Origin of the sequence: Burkholderia sp. LA-2-3-30-S1-D2 (assembly GCF_001523915.2) — a bacterium.
Taxonomy (GTDB): Bacteria; Pseudomonadota; Gammaproteobacteria; order Burkholderiales; family Burkholderiaceae; genus Burkholderia; species Burkholderia diffusa.
This window is the reverse complement of record NZ_CP013383.1, coordinates 1,955,200-1,972,658: the sequence shown is the minus strand read 5'-3', so window position 1 is coordinate 1,972,658 and position 17,459 is coordinate 1,955,200. Positions and strand designations below refer to the sequence as shown.

Here is a 17,459-nt window from a genome sequence, read left to right as displayed (position 1 = left end):
AGTTTCCCGGCCGGCGCGCGGCAAACGACCGCCGCGCGCCGGCCTTCGCATCACGCTCAGAAGCCGCCCGTCTGGATCAGCTTGTTGAGGTTCGCGATGTTCAGGCTGCCGAAGCCGGTCGTCAGATCCCAGCCGGTGCCTGCGTTGTAGCCGTACCCCTGATAGCCGTTGTTCCCCGACACGACGTCATAGCGCACGAGCGACGGGTTCGACGGAATGTCCGCATAGAACTTGCCGGCCGGGAAGCCGAGACCCGTGCCGTTCGCCGCGAGCAGACGCGCCCAGAAACCGGTGAAGATCGGCGCGGCGAGGCTCGTGCCGCCGATCTGCTGCAGCTGGCCATAGTTGTAGATGTACGCGCCCGTGCTTTGCGCGGCGTCGAACGACACGTCGGGCAACTGACGATTGCTGCCCGACTGCCACGCCGGTGCCGGGAGGACCGTGCTGACGCCGCCGCCCGTGGCCCACAGCTTGCCGTTCCCGTCGAGGCCTTCGTTCCACACCGTTTCGTTCGAGAATGCGCCCGCGGACGTGGTGTACAGCGTCGTGCCGCCGATCGCGAGCACGTGCGGCGACGCAGCCGGCCACGACACCGTGTAGTTCGCGCCGTCCGGATAGCCGCGGTTGTTGCACTCGTACACGCCTTCGTCGCCCGACGATACCGAGAACGTCTGGCCCTGCGCGGCAGCCGTCGTGAAGATCTGCTCTTCGGCGTCGATCGTGCCGTCCGCGTTCGCGTCGGTTTCGCACCAGCCGAGCGACACGTTGATCACCTTCGCGGTGTTGTCCGACACCGCGCGGTTGAACGCTTGCGTGAGGCCCGTGTTGCCTGAGGCGTTCAGGTCCGCCATGTAGAACACCAGCTTGCCGACCTGGCCGCCGGCCGAGCCCACGATCGACTGGCTGTCGAGATCCCATTCGCCCTGGCCGTCCTGGTCGTCGCTGTAGCTGCCGCTCGTGCCGGTGCCGTTGGTCTTGACGGTCTGGGTCGTGACCGTGCCGTAACCGTTGCTCGACGTGAACTGCTTCAGGTCCTGCAGTGTCTGCGACACGCCGCCGATCGTGATGATGCCGACGGTCACGCCGGCCGCGGTCGGCACGCCGGTCGCGTTGTAGAGGCCCGGGAATTCCTTCGGATAGTGGCCGGTGGCCGTGCCGGCCGCGAGCGCCTGCGGCTTCGCCACGTTGCCGACGCGCAGCATCGGATGCGCACGCGCGACGTTCTGCAGCCCGAGCACCGAACCGACGACGTCGCCGAGCGCGCGTGGCACCTGGGCGGTCGATGCGTTCGCGAAGCCCGAGCGGCCCGCGTACTGGAAGTGCACGAGCGACGTGTTGAACGCGGTTTTCACCGTTCCTGCCGTGCCGCGCGCGGACACCAGCAGCCGGTTCGGCGCGACCTCGATGTTCACGAAGCCGCTCTTGCGCAGATAGTCGACGACCGACTTCACCTGCGCGTCGGTCGGCGCGTAGCTGGCGAGGAACTGCTCGTGCGTCAGGTACTGGCGGTAATGCGCGTTGCCGGGCCGGTTCACGTCGTGCGCGAGCTGCTTGAGCTGCGCGGCATTGCGCAGCTTCAGGCTGACGACGACGTCGGTCGTCTCGCCGGCCGCGAGTTCGAGCGACGGCGCCGCGCTGCGCGCCATCAACTGCGGGCCGGTCAGAAAGGCCTTCGTGTGGGTATCGACCCAGTCCGTCGTCGCGTGTGCGGCGCCGGCGGCGAGCACGAGCGGCCACACGCATGCAAGGCGGCGGGGCGACGGAAGGGGCAGGGCAAACCGGGCGTTCCTTTTCATCGGGAGTCCTTTTTAGGAGAGACGACGTTGCTGGAGCCTCCGGCCCTTGTGGGGCCGCGAGCGGTGACGAGCGTAGGGCGTCGGTGCCGTTCCGGTAGCTGCCAGTTTCCATAGCTGTCAGTTCTGACATCGGCGTGTTCGCGCGCATGCGCCGGCGTCGTCGATACACGCGGCATCGATGCCGGAAAAGGGAACCGGTTCGCGACGCGATCGCGCTGCGGTCGACGACGTTTGCACGCACGACTCGTTCGTTGCGGGTTCGGAATGCGCGCGATTGCGGAGCGAATCGCCGCGAGAGCGCTTCGCGTGCGATCGGGCGCGGGTGCGCCGCGCGTTGCACTATGTGGTCAGGTGCCGCCATGATGGCAACGCGACGCCGCCGCGACGCGCGGATGCACAAAAAAGGGGCCGGTCGATCGCGAGCGTTTCCCGAACTGTGGAACAGCCCGTAGCCGAGTCTTGCAGCGTGCTTTCGGTGCGCGGGTCAGGTGAGCGGATTAGAGGAAATACTCGAATGCGGGCGATGGCGCCGACTCGGCGCGCGCCGGATGTCCATCGCGAGCCGGTTCGTTGCCGCGCGGCTCGCTCCGGCGAACGAGCGCGCTTCGGGATCGAACGATGTCGCAGCGAAACGCCTCCTTGACGCATTTCGTTCGGCGGCTATTCTTCAATCCATAACCAACGGGTTATTAATCAGGACATGCAACGCGCTCACGACATGCTTTTCAGGACACTTGCTGATCCGACGCGCCGCGCGCTCTTCGAGCGGCTGTGCGAGGAGGGCGAGTTGACGGTCGCCGCGCTCACGGCCCATGCGGGCGTGTCGCAGCCGGCAGTATCGAAGCATCTGGGCGTACTGAAGCAGGCCGGGCTCGTGAGCGACCGTCACGAAGGCCGGCAGACGCACTACAGCGCGCAGCCGCAGGCGCTGACTCCGTTGATCGACTGGACCAGCCAGATGGCCGGCTTCTGGCAGACCCGGTTCGACGCCCTCGAAGATCTGCTCAAAAGGATGGATCAGTAATGAACCAGGCCACTACCGAAACGCGCTCCGTCGTCGTCGAACGGGAGCTGTCGCATTCGCCGGAGAAGATCTGGCGTGCGCTTACGCAACCGCACCTGATCGAGGCGTGGCTGATGCAGAGCGACTTCGAGCCCGTCGCGGGCCGCGCGTTCAGTTTCCGCGCGGACTGGGGTTCGGTCGACTGCACGGTGCTGACGATCGAGCCGCAGCGCGTGCTGTCCTATACATGGGCCGCGTATGGCCTGGAAAGTGTCGTCACGTGGACGCTCACGCCGACGCCGGGTGGCACGCTGCTGCGCATGGAGCAGGCCGGCTTCCGCGCAGATCAGGAACAGGCGTATCGCGGCGCGCAGCACGGCTGGGTACGGTTCTTCGAATCGCTCGAACAGGTGCTGGCGCGGCCCGATGGAGAATCGGAGGCCGGGGCATGAGCGCATCGGACCTGGAGCCGTCGGCACGCATCGACGCGCTGATCGCGGGAATCACCGACTGGCGAGGCAAGACGTTCGCCGAGCTGCGCGAGACGATCCTTGCTGCCGAAGACGGCATCGTCGAGGAATGGAAATGGATGGGCAGCCCGGTGTGGTCGTGCGACGGGATGATCGCGGTCGCGAATGCGCACAAGGGCAAGGTGAAGCTGACGTTCATGCACGGCGCACAGCTGCCCGATCCTGGCGGGCTGTTCAATGCGGGCCTCGAAGGCAATGCGCGGCGCGCGATCGATTTCCTCGAAGGCGACCGGATCGACAAGCGGGCGCTGAAGGCCCTCGTGCGCGCGGCGATCGAATACAACCGCACCCACCTGAGGAAGAACACGCGAGGAGCGGGCGCGAAGGCGCGCGGCGGCAAGGCGGCGTGACACGCCGGACAAGCGACGGCATCGCGTAGCGAGCAGGCAAAAAAAGCCCGACACGAGGTCGGGCATCCAAATCGGCCGCAACCGCCCGCGAGGCGGCTGCGGCACCTGCAACGGCAGGGCGCTTACGCTGCGAGCAGCGAGCGCAGCACGAACGGCAGGATACCGCCGTGCTTGTAGTAGTCGACTTCGATCGGCGTATCGATGCGCAGCAGCACCGGTACGCGGGTCGCTTCGCCGTTCTTGCGGTGGATCACGAGCGTGACGTCCTGCTGCGGCTTGAAGTCGTCGCCGAGGCCTTCGATGTCATAGGTCTCCTCGCCGGTGATGCCGAGCGACTGGACGCTGTCCGAGCCCTTGAACTGCAGCGGCAGCACGCCCATGCCGACCAGGTTCGAGCGGTGGATCCGCTCGAAGCTGCGTGCGATCACGGCCTTCACGCCGAGCAGTTGCGTGCCCTTCGCCGCCCAGTCGCGCGACGAGCCCGTGCCGTACTCTTCGCCCGCGAACACGACGGTCGGCGTGTCGGCCGCGACGTACTTCATCGCCGCATCGTAGATCGACAGCTGTTCGCCGCTCGGTTGATGAATCGTCAGGCCGCCTTCGACGCGCGTGCCGTCGGCCTTCACCGGGATCATCAGGTTCTTGATCCGGACGTTCGCGAACGTGCCGCGCATCATCACGTCGTGGTTGCCGCGGCGCGAGCCGTAGCTGTTGAAGTCGGCCTTCTGCACGCCGTTTTCCTTCAGCCACTTGCCTGCCGGCGAGTCTTCCTTGATCGAGCCTGCCGGGCTGATGTGGTCGGTCGTGACCGAGTCACCGAAGATGCCCAGCGCGCGCGCGCCCTTGACCGTCGGGATCGAATCCGCCGGCTCCATCGAGAAGTCGTTGCCGAAGAACGGCGGCTCGGCGATGTAGGTCGACTTCGGCCAGTCGTAGACCTGGCCCGTTTCGCCCTCGATCTTGCTCCAGAGGTCGCCCTTCTTGGTCAGCTTCGAGTAGTTGTCCTCGAACTTCTTCGGGTCGAGTGCGAACTTGAGCAGCGCGTGGATTTCCTCGCTCGTCGGCCAGATGTCGCCGAGGTAGATGTCGTAGCCGTCCTTGCCCTTGCCGACCGGCTCGGTCATCAGGTCGCGCGTGATGTTGCCGGCGATCGCGTAGGCGACGACCAGCGGCGGCGACGCGAGGAAGTTCGCGCGGATGTTCGGGTGGATACGCGCTTCGAAGTTGCGGTTGCCCGACAGCACCGCAGCCGCGACGATGTCGTTCTTCGTGATCGCTTCGTTCAGTTCCGGCGTCAGGTCGCCCGCGTTGCCGATACAGGTCGTGCAGCCGTAGGCGGCGACTTCGAAGCCGAGCTTCGCGAGGTAGGGCAGCAGGCCCGTCTTCGTCAGGTATTCGGTGACGATGCGCGATCCCGGCGCGAGCGACGTCTTGATGTGCGGCGCGACGGTCAGGCCGGCTTCGACGGCCTTCTTCGCGAGCAGGCCGGCGGCCAGCAGCACGCTCGGGTTCGACGTGTTCGTGCACGACGTGATCGCGGCGATCAGCACGTCGCCGTTCTTCACGTCGACGCCGTTGCTCGTCGTGTACTGCGCGTTCAGGTCGTCCGCCTTCTTCGCGAAGCCGTTTTCCGCGACCGGCTTCGAGAACAGGTCGGTGAACGTCGACTTGACGTTGCCGATCTCGATGCGGTCCTGCGGGCGCTTCGGGCCGGCCAGCGACGGGGCGACCGTTGCCAGGTCGAGCGTCACCGTCTTCGTGTAGTCGATGTCGCCGGCCTTCGGGATGCCGAACAGCTTCTGTGCCTTGAAGTAGTTTTCGAACGCGGCGATTTCGGCCTTCGTGCGACCGGTGCCTTCGAAGTACTCGATCGTCTTTTCGTCGACCGGGAAGAAGCCCATCGTCGCGCCGTATTCCGGCGCCATGTTGCCGATCGTTGCGCGGTCCGGCAGCGACAGCGACTTCGTGCCTTCGCCGAAGAACTCGACGAACTTGCCGACGACCTTCTCCTTGCGCAGCATTTCGGTGATCGTCAGCACCAGGTCGGTGGCCGTCACGCCTTCGCGCAGCTTGCCCTTCAGCTCGACGCCGACGACGTCCGGCGTCAGGAAGTACACCGGCTGGCCGAGCATGCCGGCTTCCGCCTCGATGCCGCCCACGCCCCAGCCAACCACGCCGATGCCGTTGATCATCGTCGTGTGGCTGTCCGTGCCGACGAGTGTGTCCGGGTAGTACACGGTGTCGCCGCCGTCCGTCTTCTTGTGGACGCCGCGCGCGAGATACTCGAGGTTCACCTGGTGGACGATGCCGACGCCCGGCGGCACGACCTTGAACGTGTCGAACGCCTGCATGCCCCACTTCATGAACTGGTAGCGCTCGTTGTTGCGCTGGAATTCCAGCTTCATGTTCAGGTCGAGCGCGTCCTTCTGGCGGAAGTAGTCGATCTGGACCGAGTGATCGACGACGAGATCGACCGGGACCAGCGGCTCGATCTTCTTCGGGTTCTTGCCCGAACGCTCTGCCACACCACGCATGGCCGCGATGTCGGCGAGCAGCGGCACGCCCGTGAAGTCCTGCAGCACGACGCGCGACACCACGAACGGAATCTCGTCGACGCGCTTCGCGGTCGGCTTCCAGTTCGCGAGCTGCTCGATGTGTTCTTCGGTGATCTTCTTGCCGTCGTAGTTGCGCAGCACGGACTCGAGCACGATACGGATCGACACCGGGAGGCGCTCGATCTTCGTCTTCAGTTCCTTGCCGAGCTGCGGCAGCGAGTAGAACTTGCCTTTGCCGGAACCGCTGTCGAATTCCTTGAGGGTCTTGTGGAGATTGTGGGCCATGGTGATTTTCCTGGGTTTAAGGCTAGGAAACAAAGAGTCCTGTAGATGACCTGGGGGCTGTTTGCGGATGAAACGGACATGCGTTGCCCCGAGAAAGGCCGCTCGCGAGGACTGCGACGCAGCGAACACTGGACGTATTCGCAAGGAGCGTGACGCAGCGAGCGGCCTGTCTCGGGGCAACCCCAAATTTAAACTTTATTCCACGGGAATGCCCCAAATCGGCCGCATGACGGCGTCGTTCGTCACTTGTTTGGCACGGCCAAACGGCGCTCATCACTTCTTGTCCTGCGGCCGATTTGGGGCATTCGCATGTCCGTTTCATCCGCAAACAGCCCCCTATATCACATACAAGTCGACGTACTCATCGACCGGCATCGCTTCGAGCTTTGCCTGGTCCAGCGACACGTCGAGAATCGCTTGTTGCTGCTTTGCCGGGAAGCGCCGGGCGAGGTTGGTTCTGAACTTCTCGACCAGGAGCGGGATGCCGTCCGCACGGCGTCGCTGATGACCGATCGGGTATTCGACCGCCACTTCGGCAAGCTTCGACCCATCCGCGAATTCGATCGTCAGCGCATTCGCGATCGATCGTTTGGCCGGGTCATGGTAATCCTTCGTGAACTGCGGATCCTCGACGCACACGGTTTTTGCGCGCAGCGCGTCGATGCGCGGATCGGCGGCGACCGTGTCTTCGTAATCGGCCGCGGTCAGCCGGCCGAACAGCAGCGGCACGGCGACCATGTACTGGATGCAGTGGTCGCGGTCGGCCGGATTGGAGAGCGGACCCTGCTTGTCGATGATGCGGATCGCGGCCGCATGCGTGCGGATCGTGATCCGGCTGATCTCGTCGGTCGTGCGGCCGGCCGCGGCGAGCTGCGCGTGCAGCGTCAGCGCGGCCTCGGCGGCCGTCTGCGCATGGAATTCGGCGGGGAACGCGATCTTGAACAGCACGTTCTCCATCACGTACGTGCCGTACGGGCGCTGGAAGCGGAACGGCTGCCCGTCGAACAGCACGTCGTAGAAGCCCCAGGTTTTCGCGGTGAGCGCCGACGGGTAGCCCATTTCACCCGTTTTCGCGATCAGCGCGAGGCGCACCGCGCGGGACGTCGCGTCGCCGGCCGCCCACGACTTGCGCGAACCGGTGTTCGGCGCGTGGCGGTACGTGCGCAGCGCCTGGCCGTCGACGAATGCGTTGGATACCGCGTTGATCAGCTCGTCGCGCGTGAGTCCGAGCAGGCGGCCGACGACGGCCGTCGACGCGACCTTGACGAGCAGCACGTGGTCGAGCCCGACCGCGTTGAACGAATTTTCGAGTGCGAGGCAGCCCTGGATCTCGTGGGCCTGGATCATCGCGACGAGCACGTCGCGCATGGCAAGCGGCTTCCTGCCGGCCGCGACGGCCGTGCGGGACAGCCAGTCGGCGGTCGCCAGAATTCCGCCGAGGTTGTCGGACGGATGGCCCCATTCGGCGGCGAGCCAGGTGTCGTTGAAGTCCAGCCAGCGGATCATCGCGCCGATGTCGAAAGCGGCCTGGACGGGATCGAGCTGGAAGGACGTGCCGGGCACCTTCGCGCCGTTCGGCACGATCGTGCCGGGCACGACGGGGCCGAGCAGCTTGGTGCAGGCAGGGTAGGACAGCGCCTCGAGTCCGCATCCGAGCGTATCGATCAGGCAATGACGCGCCGTCTCCAGCGCGAGCGCGCTGTCGATTCCGGTGTTCAGCACGTAGTCGACGATATCGACGAGTACCGTATCCGGAGCAGGGCGGACGTTGGAGACCGGGGCGGACATCGAGGGGCCGGGGGAAACGTGCTTAGTTCGTTGCCGGCTTCAGCTCGTTCGACTGCGTCGGTGCCGGCGTGCCTTGCGCCATTTCCGACGTCACGCACTCGTCCGCGAGGCGCTCGCCGCCGTTTGCGTCGGAGAACAGCATCGCCTTGCTCGGAATCACGACCAGCTTGAAGCCAGCTGCCGGATCGTAGAACGTGTCGGCGCCCGTCGTCGTGGCCTGACGCGGCAGCTTGTAGTTCTTCTTCGCCCAGTGAACCGTGACGACCTGGTCGCGCTTCATGTCGCCGGCGAGGTCGAACGACAGGCCTTCCTTACAGGCCCACTTGACCGCGCCGTCCGGTACCGGATCGACCTTGGCAGCGGCACGCGCCTGCGCCTTCTTGCTGCGCGGGATGATGCGCTTGGCCGGCGCCGGGCGCTTGGCCGTCTTCTTCGCGGTCGTCGCCGTATCCTGGGCGAACGCGCTCGGAGCTGACACCAGCATCATGGCGGACAACGCGCCGATGGCGGTAGCGATCAGGAGTTTCTTCATGGAGTCAGAACCTTTCGATAATCAGTTGACAAGGGCCGGCGGCAGACACCGTCGGCCGGTTTGAAACTGCACGCGCCCCGGAAGCGCGCAGCGGCCGCTATTTTCACCTATTTGGCCGCGCATATTTCAGGTTTTCGGGCTCCGTTACGTTTTTTGTCGTTTCGCAAACCTGTCTCGGGTTCACGCTCCGGTGATTCGATGAAATGCGTGTGTCGGCGCGCGCTCACCGCCCGTCTCCGGCGGGCGGGCCGAACAGCGGCGCAGCCTCGGCCGGCACCGGCTGGCCGGTCGCCCGCGCGCGGCGCAGCACCGACCAGTAATAGCGGTAGCTCGCGCGGTCGTGCAGTGTATCGCCGTGGCGCGTCGGGCCCCAGTTTGCGGCCTGCGCGGCCAGCAGGATCTCGGCGGCCAGCGCGACTTCATCGGTGCGCGGCGCGAATGCGTCGACGATCGGGCGGATCTGCGCGGGATGGATGCTCCACATCCGCGTGAACGCGAACTCGTCGCGCGCGCGGCCCGCGTCGCCGGCGACGACGGCCATGTCGCGCACTTCCGTCGTCACGTTGTGCGATGGCGTCTTGCCGTGCGCGTGGCAGGCCGCGGCGATTTCCAGCTTCGCGCGGCGCACGAGCGGGTGGTCGAACTGGCCGGGCGAGCGCATCGCCGCATCGGGAATCGCGCCGTGATGCGCGGACACGAAGTCCATCAGCCCGAAGCTGAGCGTGCCGACCAGCGGCAGCGCGGCGAGGCTGGCCGCCTGCGCAAGCGCGCCGTGCGTCTCGACCAGCACGTCGACCGGGATCGGCTGCGCGAGACCGAGCTCGCGGCGCGTGCCTTCGATGAACGCGACCATCTCGGCCGCGTCGGCGGCGCTCGCGATCTTCGGCAGCGTGACGTAGGCCGGCGCGCGCGCGGCGCGCAGCACGATGCGCACGTCGTCGCGCCAGTGGGGGTGGGAAAAGTCGTGGATGCGGACGCCGACACGCCCGAAGCGGTTCTCGGCGCTGCCGAGGAATTCGGCGACGAGTTCCGCGTGCGCGGCTTCCTGGCCGACGGCCGCGCCGTCCTCGCAGTCGAGCGTGATGTCGAACACGGGGCCGAGTTCGGCCTGGAGCGCGAGCGACTTGCGCATCAGCTTCTCGCTGCCCGCGTAGTGATCGCAGCAGGGCAGGATCGCGGGCGGGGACGCCCCGTCGTACAGCACTTGTGCAGGAGTGAGCGCGGACATCTCTTCTACGTCAAGGAGGCGGGCAACGTGGAGAAAATCGGATTCGGGCGCGTTCTGGGCCGGCGCGCGGGGCGCCTGGAGCGGCAAAACGTGCCCGGATCGGATCGGGCGGCGGGGCCGGCTGCCGGCCCGCCGCCCGTGCCGTGACCGGGCCGCCCGCAGGCGGCCAGGCCGTGCAGTCTGCTTAGTTCTTCAGCAGGTGGGCGACGCCATCGCGCTCTTCGAGCAGCTCGGCCAGCGTGCCGTCCATCTTCTCGCGCGAGAACGCGTCGATTTCCAGGCCTTCGACGCGCTTGTACTCGCCGTTTTCGCACGTGACGGGCACGCCGTAGATGATGTCTTCGGGGATGCCGTACGAGCCGTCCGACGGGATGCCCATCGTGACCCACTTGCCGTTCGTGCCGAGGACCCAGTCACGCACGTGGTCGATCGCCGCGTTCGCTGCCGACGCTGCCGACGACAGGCCGCGCGCTTCGATGATCGCCGCGCCGCGCTTGCCGACGGTCGGGATGAACGTGTCGCGGTTCCACACGTCGTCGTTGATCAGCTTCAGCAGCGACTCGCCTTCGACGGTCGCGAAGCGGAAGTCGGGGTACATCGTCGGCGAGTGGTTGCCCCACACGGCGAGCTTCTCGATCGATGCGACTGGCTTGCCCGACTTCGCTGCGAGTTGCGACAGCGCGCGGTTGTGGTCGAGGCGCAGCATGGCCGTGAAGTTCTTCTTCGGCAGATCCGGTGCCGACTTCATCGCGATGTACGCGTTGGTGTTCGCCGGGTTGCCGACGACCAGCACCTTCACGTCGCGGCTCGCGACTTCGTTCAGCGCGGCGCCCTGGACCGTGAAGATCTCGGCGTTCGCCGACAGCAGGTCCTTGCGCTCCATGCCCTTCGAGCGCGGACGTGCACCGACCAGCAGCGCGACGTCTGCATCCTTGAATGCAACCTTCGGATCGTCGGTGATCACGACGCCCGCGAGCAGCGGGAACGCGCAATCGTCGAGTTCCATCACGACGCCTTTGACGGCGGCTTGGGCTTGCGGGAGGTCGAGCAGTTGCAGGATGACCGGCTGGTCCTTGCCGAGCAGGTCGCCGTTCGCGATGCGGAACAGCAGGGAGTAAGCGATTTGACCTGCGGCGCCGGTGACGGCAACGCGCTTTGCGGGCTTAGCCATTGAAAATCTCCAGGACGGGTGAAGCGGTGGACGCTAGGCAAAACGCCATTCTATGCGCGTTACGCGTAGCGTTGCATTGAAGCAGGGCGGAGGACTCGCGAAAGGCAGACGCGGTGAACCTGGAGACGGCCGTGGCACGTAGCCGGGGACGCGATTTGCACCCGCGAACCCTTGCTCGCCCCGGAGTGTAGGAGCCGACGGGCCCAAAGTCAAACGGTATCATATGTCTTATATAAGACAGATGTTTTGCGGAATTTGAGTGGACGGAAAAGCGCGGTTTGTGATGAAATGCGCGCCATGACATCGAACCAGGCGAACAACGCGAATCCGACCGGCGCAGGCGGCCCAGGGCAGCCGGGCGCGGCCGATTCCGTGCCGGCGCCTGTCGCGTCGCCGTCGCCGACCTTCAGCCCGTTATACCAGCAGATCAAGTCATTGATCACGCAAAGCCTGGAGTCCGGCGAGTGGAAGCCGGGCGAAATCATTCCGAGCGAAGTGGAGCTCGCGGCCCGTTACAAGGTCAGCCAGGGCACCGTTCGCAAGGCGATCGACGAACTGGCCGCGGAAAACCTCGTGGTCCGGCGGCAGGGCAAGGGCACTTTTGTTGCGACGCACAACGAAGATCGCGCGCAGTTCCGCTTCCTGCGTCTGCTGGCCGACGACGGTGCCGAGCATCCGCACGTGAGCCGCCTGCTCGAATGCCGTCGCCTGCGCGCGCCGGCCGAGATCGCGCGGCAGCTCGAGCTGAAGCCGGCCGACCCCGTCGTGCAGGTGCGCCGCCTGCTGGAGTTCGAGAACGAAGTGACGGTGCTGGACGAGATCTGGCTGCCGGGCGCGATGTTCCGCGGGCTCACGTTCGAGCGGCTGAGCGAGTACAAGGGGCCGCTCTACGCGATGTTCGAGACGGAATTCGGCACGCGGATGATCCGCGCGACGGAGAAGATTCGCGCGGTGGCGGCGGAGCCGGCGGTGGCCGACCTGCTGCACGTGCCGGCCGGTTTTCCTTTGCTATCGGTCGAGCGCGTGTCCTATACATACGGAGACCGGCCGGTGGAAGTGCGACGCGGCTGGTATGTCACAACCGGGTATTACTATCAGAATGACTTGAGCTGACGACGTATCGGCACAAGCAGCGTGTGCGCGTACTCCCCATGTTCGCGTAGCACGTTTCGGGCCGCCTTTATTCCCGTTCGCGTAATGATCCAGAGCAGACTTTCGCTGCAGCGCGATATAAAAAGGCGCTAAAATCGCGGATTAGTGTGACAACATAGTAGGGGTCTAGCATGACTGACGCAGTAAGAAAGCCGAGGCCGGAATACCGGAACATCGGATTCGGCGATATCACGATGAAATATCGCATGCCCTTGGCGGCGATATTGTCGATTCTCCATCGAGTCAGCGGCGCGCTGCTGTTCCTGTTCCTGCCGTTCCTGCTGTTCCTCTTCGACCAGAGTCTCACCTCCGAGCTCAGCTTCGAAGTCTTCAAGGCTTTCCTCTCCAACATCGTCGTCAAGCTGATCGTCCTCGCGCTGTCCTGGGCGTTCCTCCACCATTTCTGCGCCGGCATTCGCCACCTGCTGATGGACGTCAACCACGACGCCGTCTCGAAGGAAGGCGGCAAGCGGACGGCCGTCGTCGTCTTTGTCGTCTCGATCGCCCTGACGATCGCCATGGCACTCAAACTGTTCGGAGCATTCTAAGAAAATGGCAGCCAATAACCGAATCGGCTCGAAGCGCCTCGTCGTCGGCGCTCACTACGGCCTGCGCGACTGGCTCGCGCAGCGCGTCACCGCCACGATCATGGCGGTCTACACGGTCATTCTGCTCGTCCTGTTCTTCGGCGCGCACGACTTCTCGTACGAAGGCTGGGCATCGATCTTCTCCGCGCAATGGATGAAGCTCGCGACCTTCGTGACGCTGCTTTCCCTCTTCTACCACGCATGGGTCGGCGTGCGCGACATCTGGATGGACTACGTGAAGCCCGTCGGTGTGCGCCTGCTGCTGCAATCGCTGACCATCGTCTGGCTGCTCGCATGTGCGGGCTACGCCGCGCAGATTCTCTGGAGAGTGTAAAGAATGGCTGCAATCAAAACTTCCCTGCCGCGCCGCAAGTTCGACGTGGTGATCGTCGGCGCGGGCGGCTCGGGCTTGCGCGCAGCGCTGCAACTGTCGCGTGCGGGCCTGTCGGTCGGCGTGCTGTCGAAGGTGTTCCCGACCCGTTCGCACACGGTGGCCGCACAAGGCGGCATCGGCGCGTCGCTCGGCAACATGAGCGAAGACAACTGGCACTTCCACTTCTACGACACGATCAAGGGTTCCGACTGGCTCGGCGACCAGGACGCGATCGAGTTCATGTGCCGCGAAGCACCGAACGTCGTGTATGAACTGGAACACTTCGGCATGCCGTTCGACCGTAATGCGGACGGCACGATCTACCAGCGTCCGTTCGGCGGCCACACCGCGAACTACGGCGAGAAGCCGGTCCAGCGCGCGTGCGCGGCCGCCGACCGTACCGGTCACGCGCTGCTGCACACGCTGTACCAGCAGAACGTCGAGGCGAAGACGCAGTTCTTCGTCGAATGGATGGCGCTCGACCTGATCCGCGACGCGGAAGGCGACGTGCTCGGCGTGACGGCCCTCGAGATGGAGACGGGCGACGTCTACATCATGGAAGGCAAGACGACGCTGTTCGCGACGGGCGGCGCAGGCCGGATCTTCGCAGCGTCGACCAACGCGTTCATCAACACCGGCGACGGCCTCGGCATGGCCGCGCGCTCGGGCATCGCGCTGCAGGACATGGAGTTCTGGCAGTTCCACCCGACCGGCGTGGCCGGCGCGGGCGTGCTGATCACCGAAGGCGTGCGCGGCGAAGGCGGCATCCTGCGCAACGCGAACGGCGAGCGCTTCATGGAGCGCTATGCGCCGACGCTGAAGGATCTGGCGCCGCGTGACTTCGTGTCGCGCTCGATGGACCAGGAAATCAAGGAAGGCCGCGGCGTGGGTCCGAACAAGGATCACGTGCTGCTCGACCTGTCGCACATCGGCGCCGAGACGATCATGAAGCGTCTGCCGTCGATCCGCGAAATCGCGCTGAAGTTCGCGAACGTCGATGCGATCAAGGAACCGATCCCCGTCGTCCCGACGATCCACTACCAGATGGGCGGCATCCCGACCAACATCCATGGTCAGGTCGTCGGCACGTCGCGCGGCCACAAGGATCCGGTCAACGGCTTCTACGCAGTGGGCGAGTGCTCGTGCGTGTCCGTGCACGGCGCGAACCGCCTCGGCACGAACTCGCTGCTGGACCTCGTGGTGTTCGGCCGTGCGGCCGGCAACCACATCGTCGAGCACGTGAAGAACCAGAAGGAACACAAGCCGCTGCCGGCCGATGCAGGCGAATTCTCGCTGGCGCGTCTGAACAAGCTCGACAAGTCGGCCTCGGGCGAGTACACGCAGGACGTCGCCAACGACATCCGCGCGACGATGCAGAAGCACGCAGGCGTGTTCCGCACGTCGGCACTGCTGAAGGAAGGCGTCGATCAGATGGCCGGCCTGAAGGCGCGCGTGGAAAGCATCCACCTGAAGGACAAGTCGAAGGTGTTCAACACCGCGCGCGTCGAAGCGCTCGAACTGGAGAACCTGATCGAAGTCGCGCGCGCGACGATGGTGTCGGCGGAAGCGCGCAAGGAAAGCCGCGGCGCGCACGCCCACAGCGATTACGAACACCGCGACGACGACAACTGGCTGCGCCACACGCTGTGGTACAGCGAAGGCGATCGCCTCGACTACAAGCCGGTTCAAATGAAGCCGCTGACGGTCGACTCCGTGCCGCCGAAGCCGCGCACGTTCTAAGCCGAGTCAAAGGAATCCGAAATGGCAAAACGCATTTTTGAAGTCTACCGCTACGATCCGGACAAGGACGCGGCGCCGCGCATGCAGACGTACGAGCTCGAGATCCAGCATGAACGCATGCTGCTCGACGCACTGGTGAAGCTGAAGGCCGTGGACGAGACGCTGTCGTTCCGCCGCTCGTGCCGCGAAGGCGTGTGCGGTTCGGATGCGATGAACATCAACGGCAAGAACGGTCTGGCGTGCCTGACGAACCTGAACGACCTGCCGCAGAAGATCGTGCTGCGTCCGCTGCCGGGCCTGCCTGTCGTGCGCGACCTGATCGTCGACATGACGCACTTCTTCAACCAGTATCACTCGATCAAGCCGTACCTGATCAACGACGCGCCGCCGCCGGAGAAGGAACGCCTCCAGTCGCCGGAAGAGCGCGACGAGCTCGACGGCGTGTACGAGTGCATTCTGTGCGCGAGTTGCTCGACGTCGTGCCCGAGCTTCTGGTGGAACCCGGACAAGTTCGTCGGCCCGGCCGGCCTGCTGCAGGCGTACCGCTTCATCGCGGACAGCCGCGACACGGCCACCGGCGAGCGCCTCGACAACCTGGAAGACCCGTACCGTCTGTTCCGTTGCCACACGATCATGAACTGCGTCGACGTTTGCCCGAAGGGCCTGAACCCGACGAAGGCGATCGGCAAGATCAAGGAACTGATGGTTCGCCGCGCGGTTTAAGGCCGGTGCAATGAGCGACGATTCGCATCAATCCGACCCGCACCGTCGCGCGCGCCTCCGCTGGCGCGCGCGGCGGGGTCTGCTGGAAAACGACATCATCTTCGAGCGTTTCTTCAGCAGATACGAGCATGACCTCACCGATGCAGACGTAGGCGCGTTGTCGCGCCTGCTCGATCTGAGCGACAACGACCTGATGGACTTGCTCCTCGCGCGCAAGGAACCAGAAGGCGACCTAGACAGCCCGGACATTCACCGGCTGTTGGAGATGCTGCGCAACGTGTAATGCGTTACGCCCGTTATCGAATCCCGTTTCTTTATTTCGATTGAGGATGTGCCATGACTCCGTCTGATGTTAAAGCCACGCTATCGTTCAGCGACAACTCGCCGAGCGTCGAAATGCCGATCTACAAGGGTACGATGGGCCCGGACGTGATCGACATCCGCAAGCTGTACGGCCAGACCGGTAAGTTCACGTACGACCCGGGCTTCATGTCGACGGCAGCTTGTAATTCGGCGATCACGTACATCGACGGCGACAAGGGCGAACTGCTGTACCGCGGCTACCCGATCGACAACCTCGCGCAGAACGCAGACTTCCTCGAGTCCTGCTACCTGCTGCTGAAGGGCGAACTGCCGAACGCGGCGCAGAAGAAGGAATTCGTCGACACCGTCACGAAGCACACGATGGTGCACGAGCAGATGCACTTCTTCTTCCGTGGCTTCCGCCGCGACGCGCACCCGATGGCGGTGCTGGTGGCGGCCGTCGGCGCGCTGTCGGCGTTCTATCACGACTCGCTCGACATCAACGATCCGCGTCACCGCGAAGTGTCGGCGATCCGCATGATCGCGAAGCTGCCGACGCTCGTCGCGATGGCGTACAAGTTCAGCATTGGTCAGCCGTTCGTTTATCCGAAGAACGAACTGTCGTACAGCGCGAACTTCATGCACATGATGTTCTCGAACCCGTGCGAAGAGTACAAGGTCAACGACGTGCTCGTCCGCGCACTCGACCGTATCCTGATCCTGCACGCCGATCACGAGCAGAACGCATCGACGTCGACGGTCCGCCTGGCCGGCTCGTCGGGCGCGAACCCGTTCGCATGTATCGCTGCCGGTATCGCATGTCTGTGGGGCCCGGCGCACGGTGGTGCGAACGAAGCCGCGCTGAACATGCTCGAGCAGATCGGTTCGCCGGACAACATCCCCGAATTCATCAAGCAGGTGAAGGACAAGAATTCGGGCGTGAAGCTGATGGGCTTCGGTCACCGCGTGTACAAGAACTACGACCCGCGTGCGAAGCTGATGCGCGAAACGTGCTACGAAGTGCTGAACGAACTCGGCCTGCACGACGACCCGCTGTTCAAGCTCGCGATGCAGCTCGAGAAGATCGCGCTGGAAGACGAATACTTCGTGTCGCGCAAGCTGTACCCGAACGTCGACTTCTACTCGGGTATCGTCCAGCGCGCGCTGGGCATCCCGACGTCGATGTTCACGTGTATCTTCGCGATGGCACGTACGGTCGGCTGGATCGCACAGTGGAACGAAATGATCGCGGATCCGGAACAGAAGATCGGCCGTCCGCGTCAGCTGTTCATCGGCGACACGCCGCGCGAAGCGAAGCCGCTCAACGCACGTTAAGTCGTGCG

Annotated in this window: 16 protein-coding genes; 10 read left to right on the top strand and 6 right to left on the bottom strand. The window is 64.8% G+C overall.

Annotated elements, in window-relative coordinates; all coding sequences use genetic code 11:
* Window positions 1–56: 56 nt before the first annotated feature.
* On the bottom strand, window positions 57–1,796 hold the full coding sequence (locus WS66_RS09055) for a S53 family peptidase (protein ID WP_059601777.1): 1,740 nt from the start codon (window positions 1,794–1,796) through the stop codon (window positions 57–59).
* Between the two features lie 700 nt (window positions 1,797–2,496).
* Here WS66_RS09055 and WS66_RS09045 point away from each other — a divergent pair.
* The 3 genes from WS66_RS09045 to WS66_RS09035 are packed head-to-tail and all read left to right on the top strand — an operon-like array spanning window position 2,497 to window position 3,679.
* Window positions 2,497–2,820, top strand: coding sequence for an ArsR/SmtB family transcription factor (locus WS66_RS09045; RefSeq protein WP_059601779.1), 324 nt, complete (start codon window positions 2,497–2,499; stop codon window positions 2,818–2,820).
* Window positions 2,820–3,251 carry an SRPBCC family protein gene (locus tag WS66_RS09040; RefSeq protein WP_059601781.1) on the top strand — a complete coding sequence of 144 codons (432 nt, stop codon included), beginning with the start codon at window positions 2,820–2,822 and terminating at the stop codon, window positions 3,249–3,251. The genes WS66_RS09045 and WS66_RS09040 overlap by 1 nt, the downstream gene beginning before the upstream one ends.
* Window positions 3,248–3,679: a DUF1801 domain-containing protein gene (locus tag WS66_RS09035; protein ID WP_059601785.1), complete on the top strand. Its 432-nt coding sequence runs from the start codon at window positions 3,248–3,250 to the stop codon at window positions 3,677–3,679. The genes WS66_RS09040 and WS66_RS09035 overlap by 4 nt, the downstream gene beginning before the upstream one ends.
* 122 nt (window positions 3,680–3,801) lie before the next feature.
* On the opposite strand, the gene acnA is transcribed toward WS66_RS09035, so the two are convergent.
* The 5 genes from acnA to WS66_RS09010 all read right to left on the bottom strand — a co-directional run bounded on the left by acnA (window position 3,802) and on the right by WS66_RS09010 (window position 11,238).
* Window positions 3,802–6,519, bottom strand: a complete 2,718-nt coding sequence (gene acnA / locus WS66_RS09030) for an aconitate hydratase AcnA (protein WP_059601787.1) — start codon at window positions 6,517–6,519, stop codon at window positions 3,802–3,804.
* Window positions 6,520–6,855: 336 nt separating this feature from the next.
* Window positions 6,856–8,307, bottom strand: coding sequence for a bifunctional 2-methylcitrate dehydratase/aconitate hydratase (locus WS66_RS09025; RefSeq protein WP_059601788.1), 1,452 nt, complete (start codon window positions 8,305–8,307; stop codon window positions 6,856–6,858).
* A gap of 22 nt (window positions 8,308–8,329) precedes the next feature.
* Complete coding sequence (locus WS66_RS09020) at window positions 8,330–8,839, bottom strand: hypothetical protein (protein WP_059601789.1); 510 nt, start codon at window positions 8,837–8,839, stop codon at window positions 8,330–8,332.
* A 223-nt stretch (window positions 8,840–9,062) separates the two neighbouring features.
* Window positions 9,063–10,067: an HpcH/HpaI aldolase/citrate lyase family protein gene (locus WS66_RS09015; protein ID WP_059601791.1), complete on the bottom strand. Its 1,005-nt coding sequence runs from the start codon at window positions 10,065–10,067 to the stop codon at window positions 9,063–9,065.
* A gap of 184 nt (window positions 10,068–10,251) precedes the next feature.
* Complete coding sequence (locus WS66_RS09010; protein ID WP_044843799.1) at window positions 10,252–11,238, bottom strand: malate dehydrogenase; 987 nt, start codon at window positions 11,236–11,238, stop codon at window positions 10,252–10,254.
* 288 nt (window positions 11,239–11,526) lie between these two features.
* Here WS66_RS09010 and WS66_RS09005 point away from each other — a divergent pair, with 288 nt between their 5' ends.
* The 7 genes from WS66_RS09005 to gltA all read left to right on the top strand — a co-directional run bounded on the left by WS66_RS09005 (window position 11,527) and on the right by gltA (window position 17,451).
* Window positions 11,527–12,351: a GntR family transcriptional regulator gene (locus tag WS66_RS09005; protein WP_082728923.1), complete on the top strand. Its 825-nt coding sequence runs from the start codon at window positions 11,527–11,529 to the stop codon at window positions 12,349–12,351.
* Between the two features lie 170 nt (window positions 12,352–12,521).
* The gene (sdhC, locus tag WS66_RS09000) at window positions 12,522–12,938 is read left to right on the top strand and encodes a succinate dehydrogenase, cytochrome b556 subunit (protein WP_059601793.1); all 417 of its coding nucleotides are present in this window, start codon (window positions 12,522–12,524) and stop codon (window positions 12,936–12,938) included.
* 4 nt (window positions 12,939–12,942) lie between these two features.
* A complete protein-coding gene (sdhD, locus tag WS66_RS08995; protein ID WP_006399546.1) occupies window positions 12,943–13,311 on the top strand; it encodes a succinate dehydrogenase, hydrophobic membrane anchor protein in 369 nt (122 codons plus the stop codon).
* A 3-nt stretch (window positions 13,312–13,314) separates the two neighbouring features.
* Complete coding sequence (sdhA, locus tag WS66_RS08990; protein WP_108064642.1) at window positions 13,315–15,090, top strand: succinate dehydrogenase flavoprotein subunit; 1,776 nt, start codon at window positions 13,315–13,317, stop codon at window positions 15,088–15,090.
* A gap of 21 nt (window positions 15,091–15,111) precedes the next feature.
* The gene (locus WS66_RS08985; RefSeq protein WP_011658352.1) at window positions 15,112–15,813 is read left to right on the top strand and encodes a succinate dehydrogenase iron-sulfur subunit; all 702 of its coding nucleotides are present in this window, start codon (window positions 15,112–15,114) and stop codon (window positions 15,811–15,813) included.
* 10 nt (window positions 15,814–15,823) lie between these two features.
* Window positions 15,824–16,096, top strand: coding sequence for an FAD assembly factor SdhE (locus tag WS66_RS08980; RefSeq protein WP_011355742.1), 273 nt, complete (start codon window positions 15,824–15,826; stop codon window positions 16,094–16,096).
* A gap of 53 nt (window positions 16,097–16,149) precedes the next feature.
* Entirely contained in the window at window positions 16,150–17,451 is a 1,302-nt protein-coding gene (gltA, locus tag WS66_RS08975) for a citrate synthase (RefSeq protein WP_050011289.1), read from the top strand.
* Window positions 17,452–17,459 lie beyond the last annotated feature (8 nt).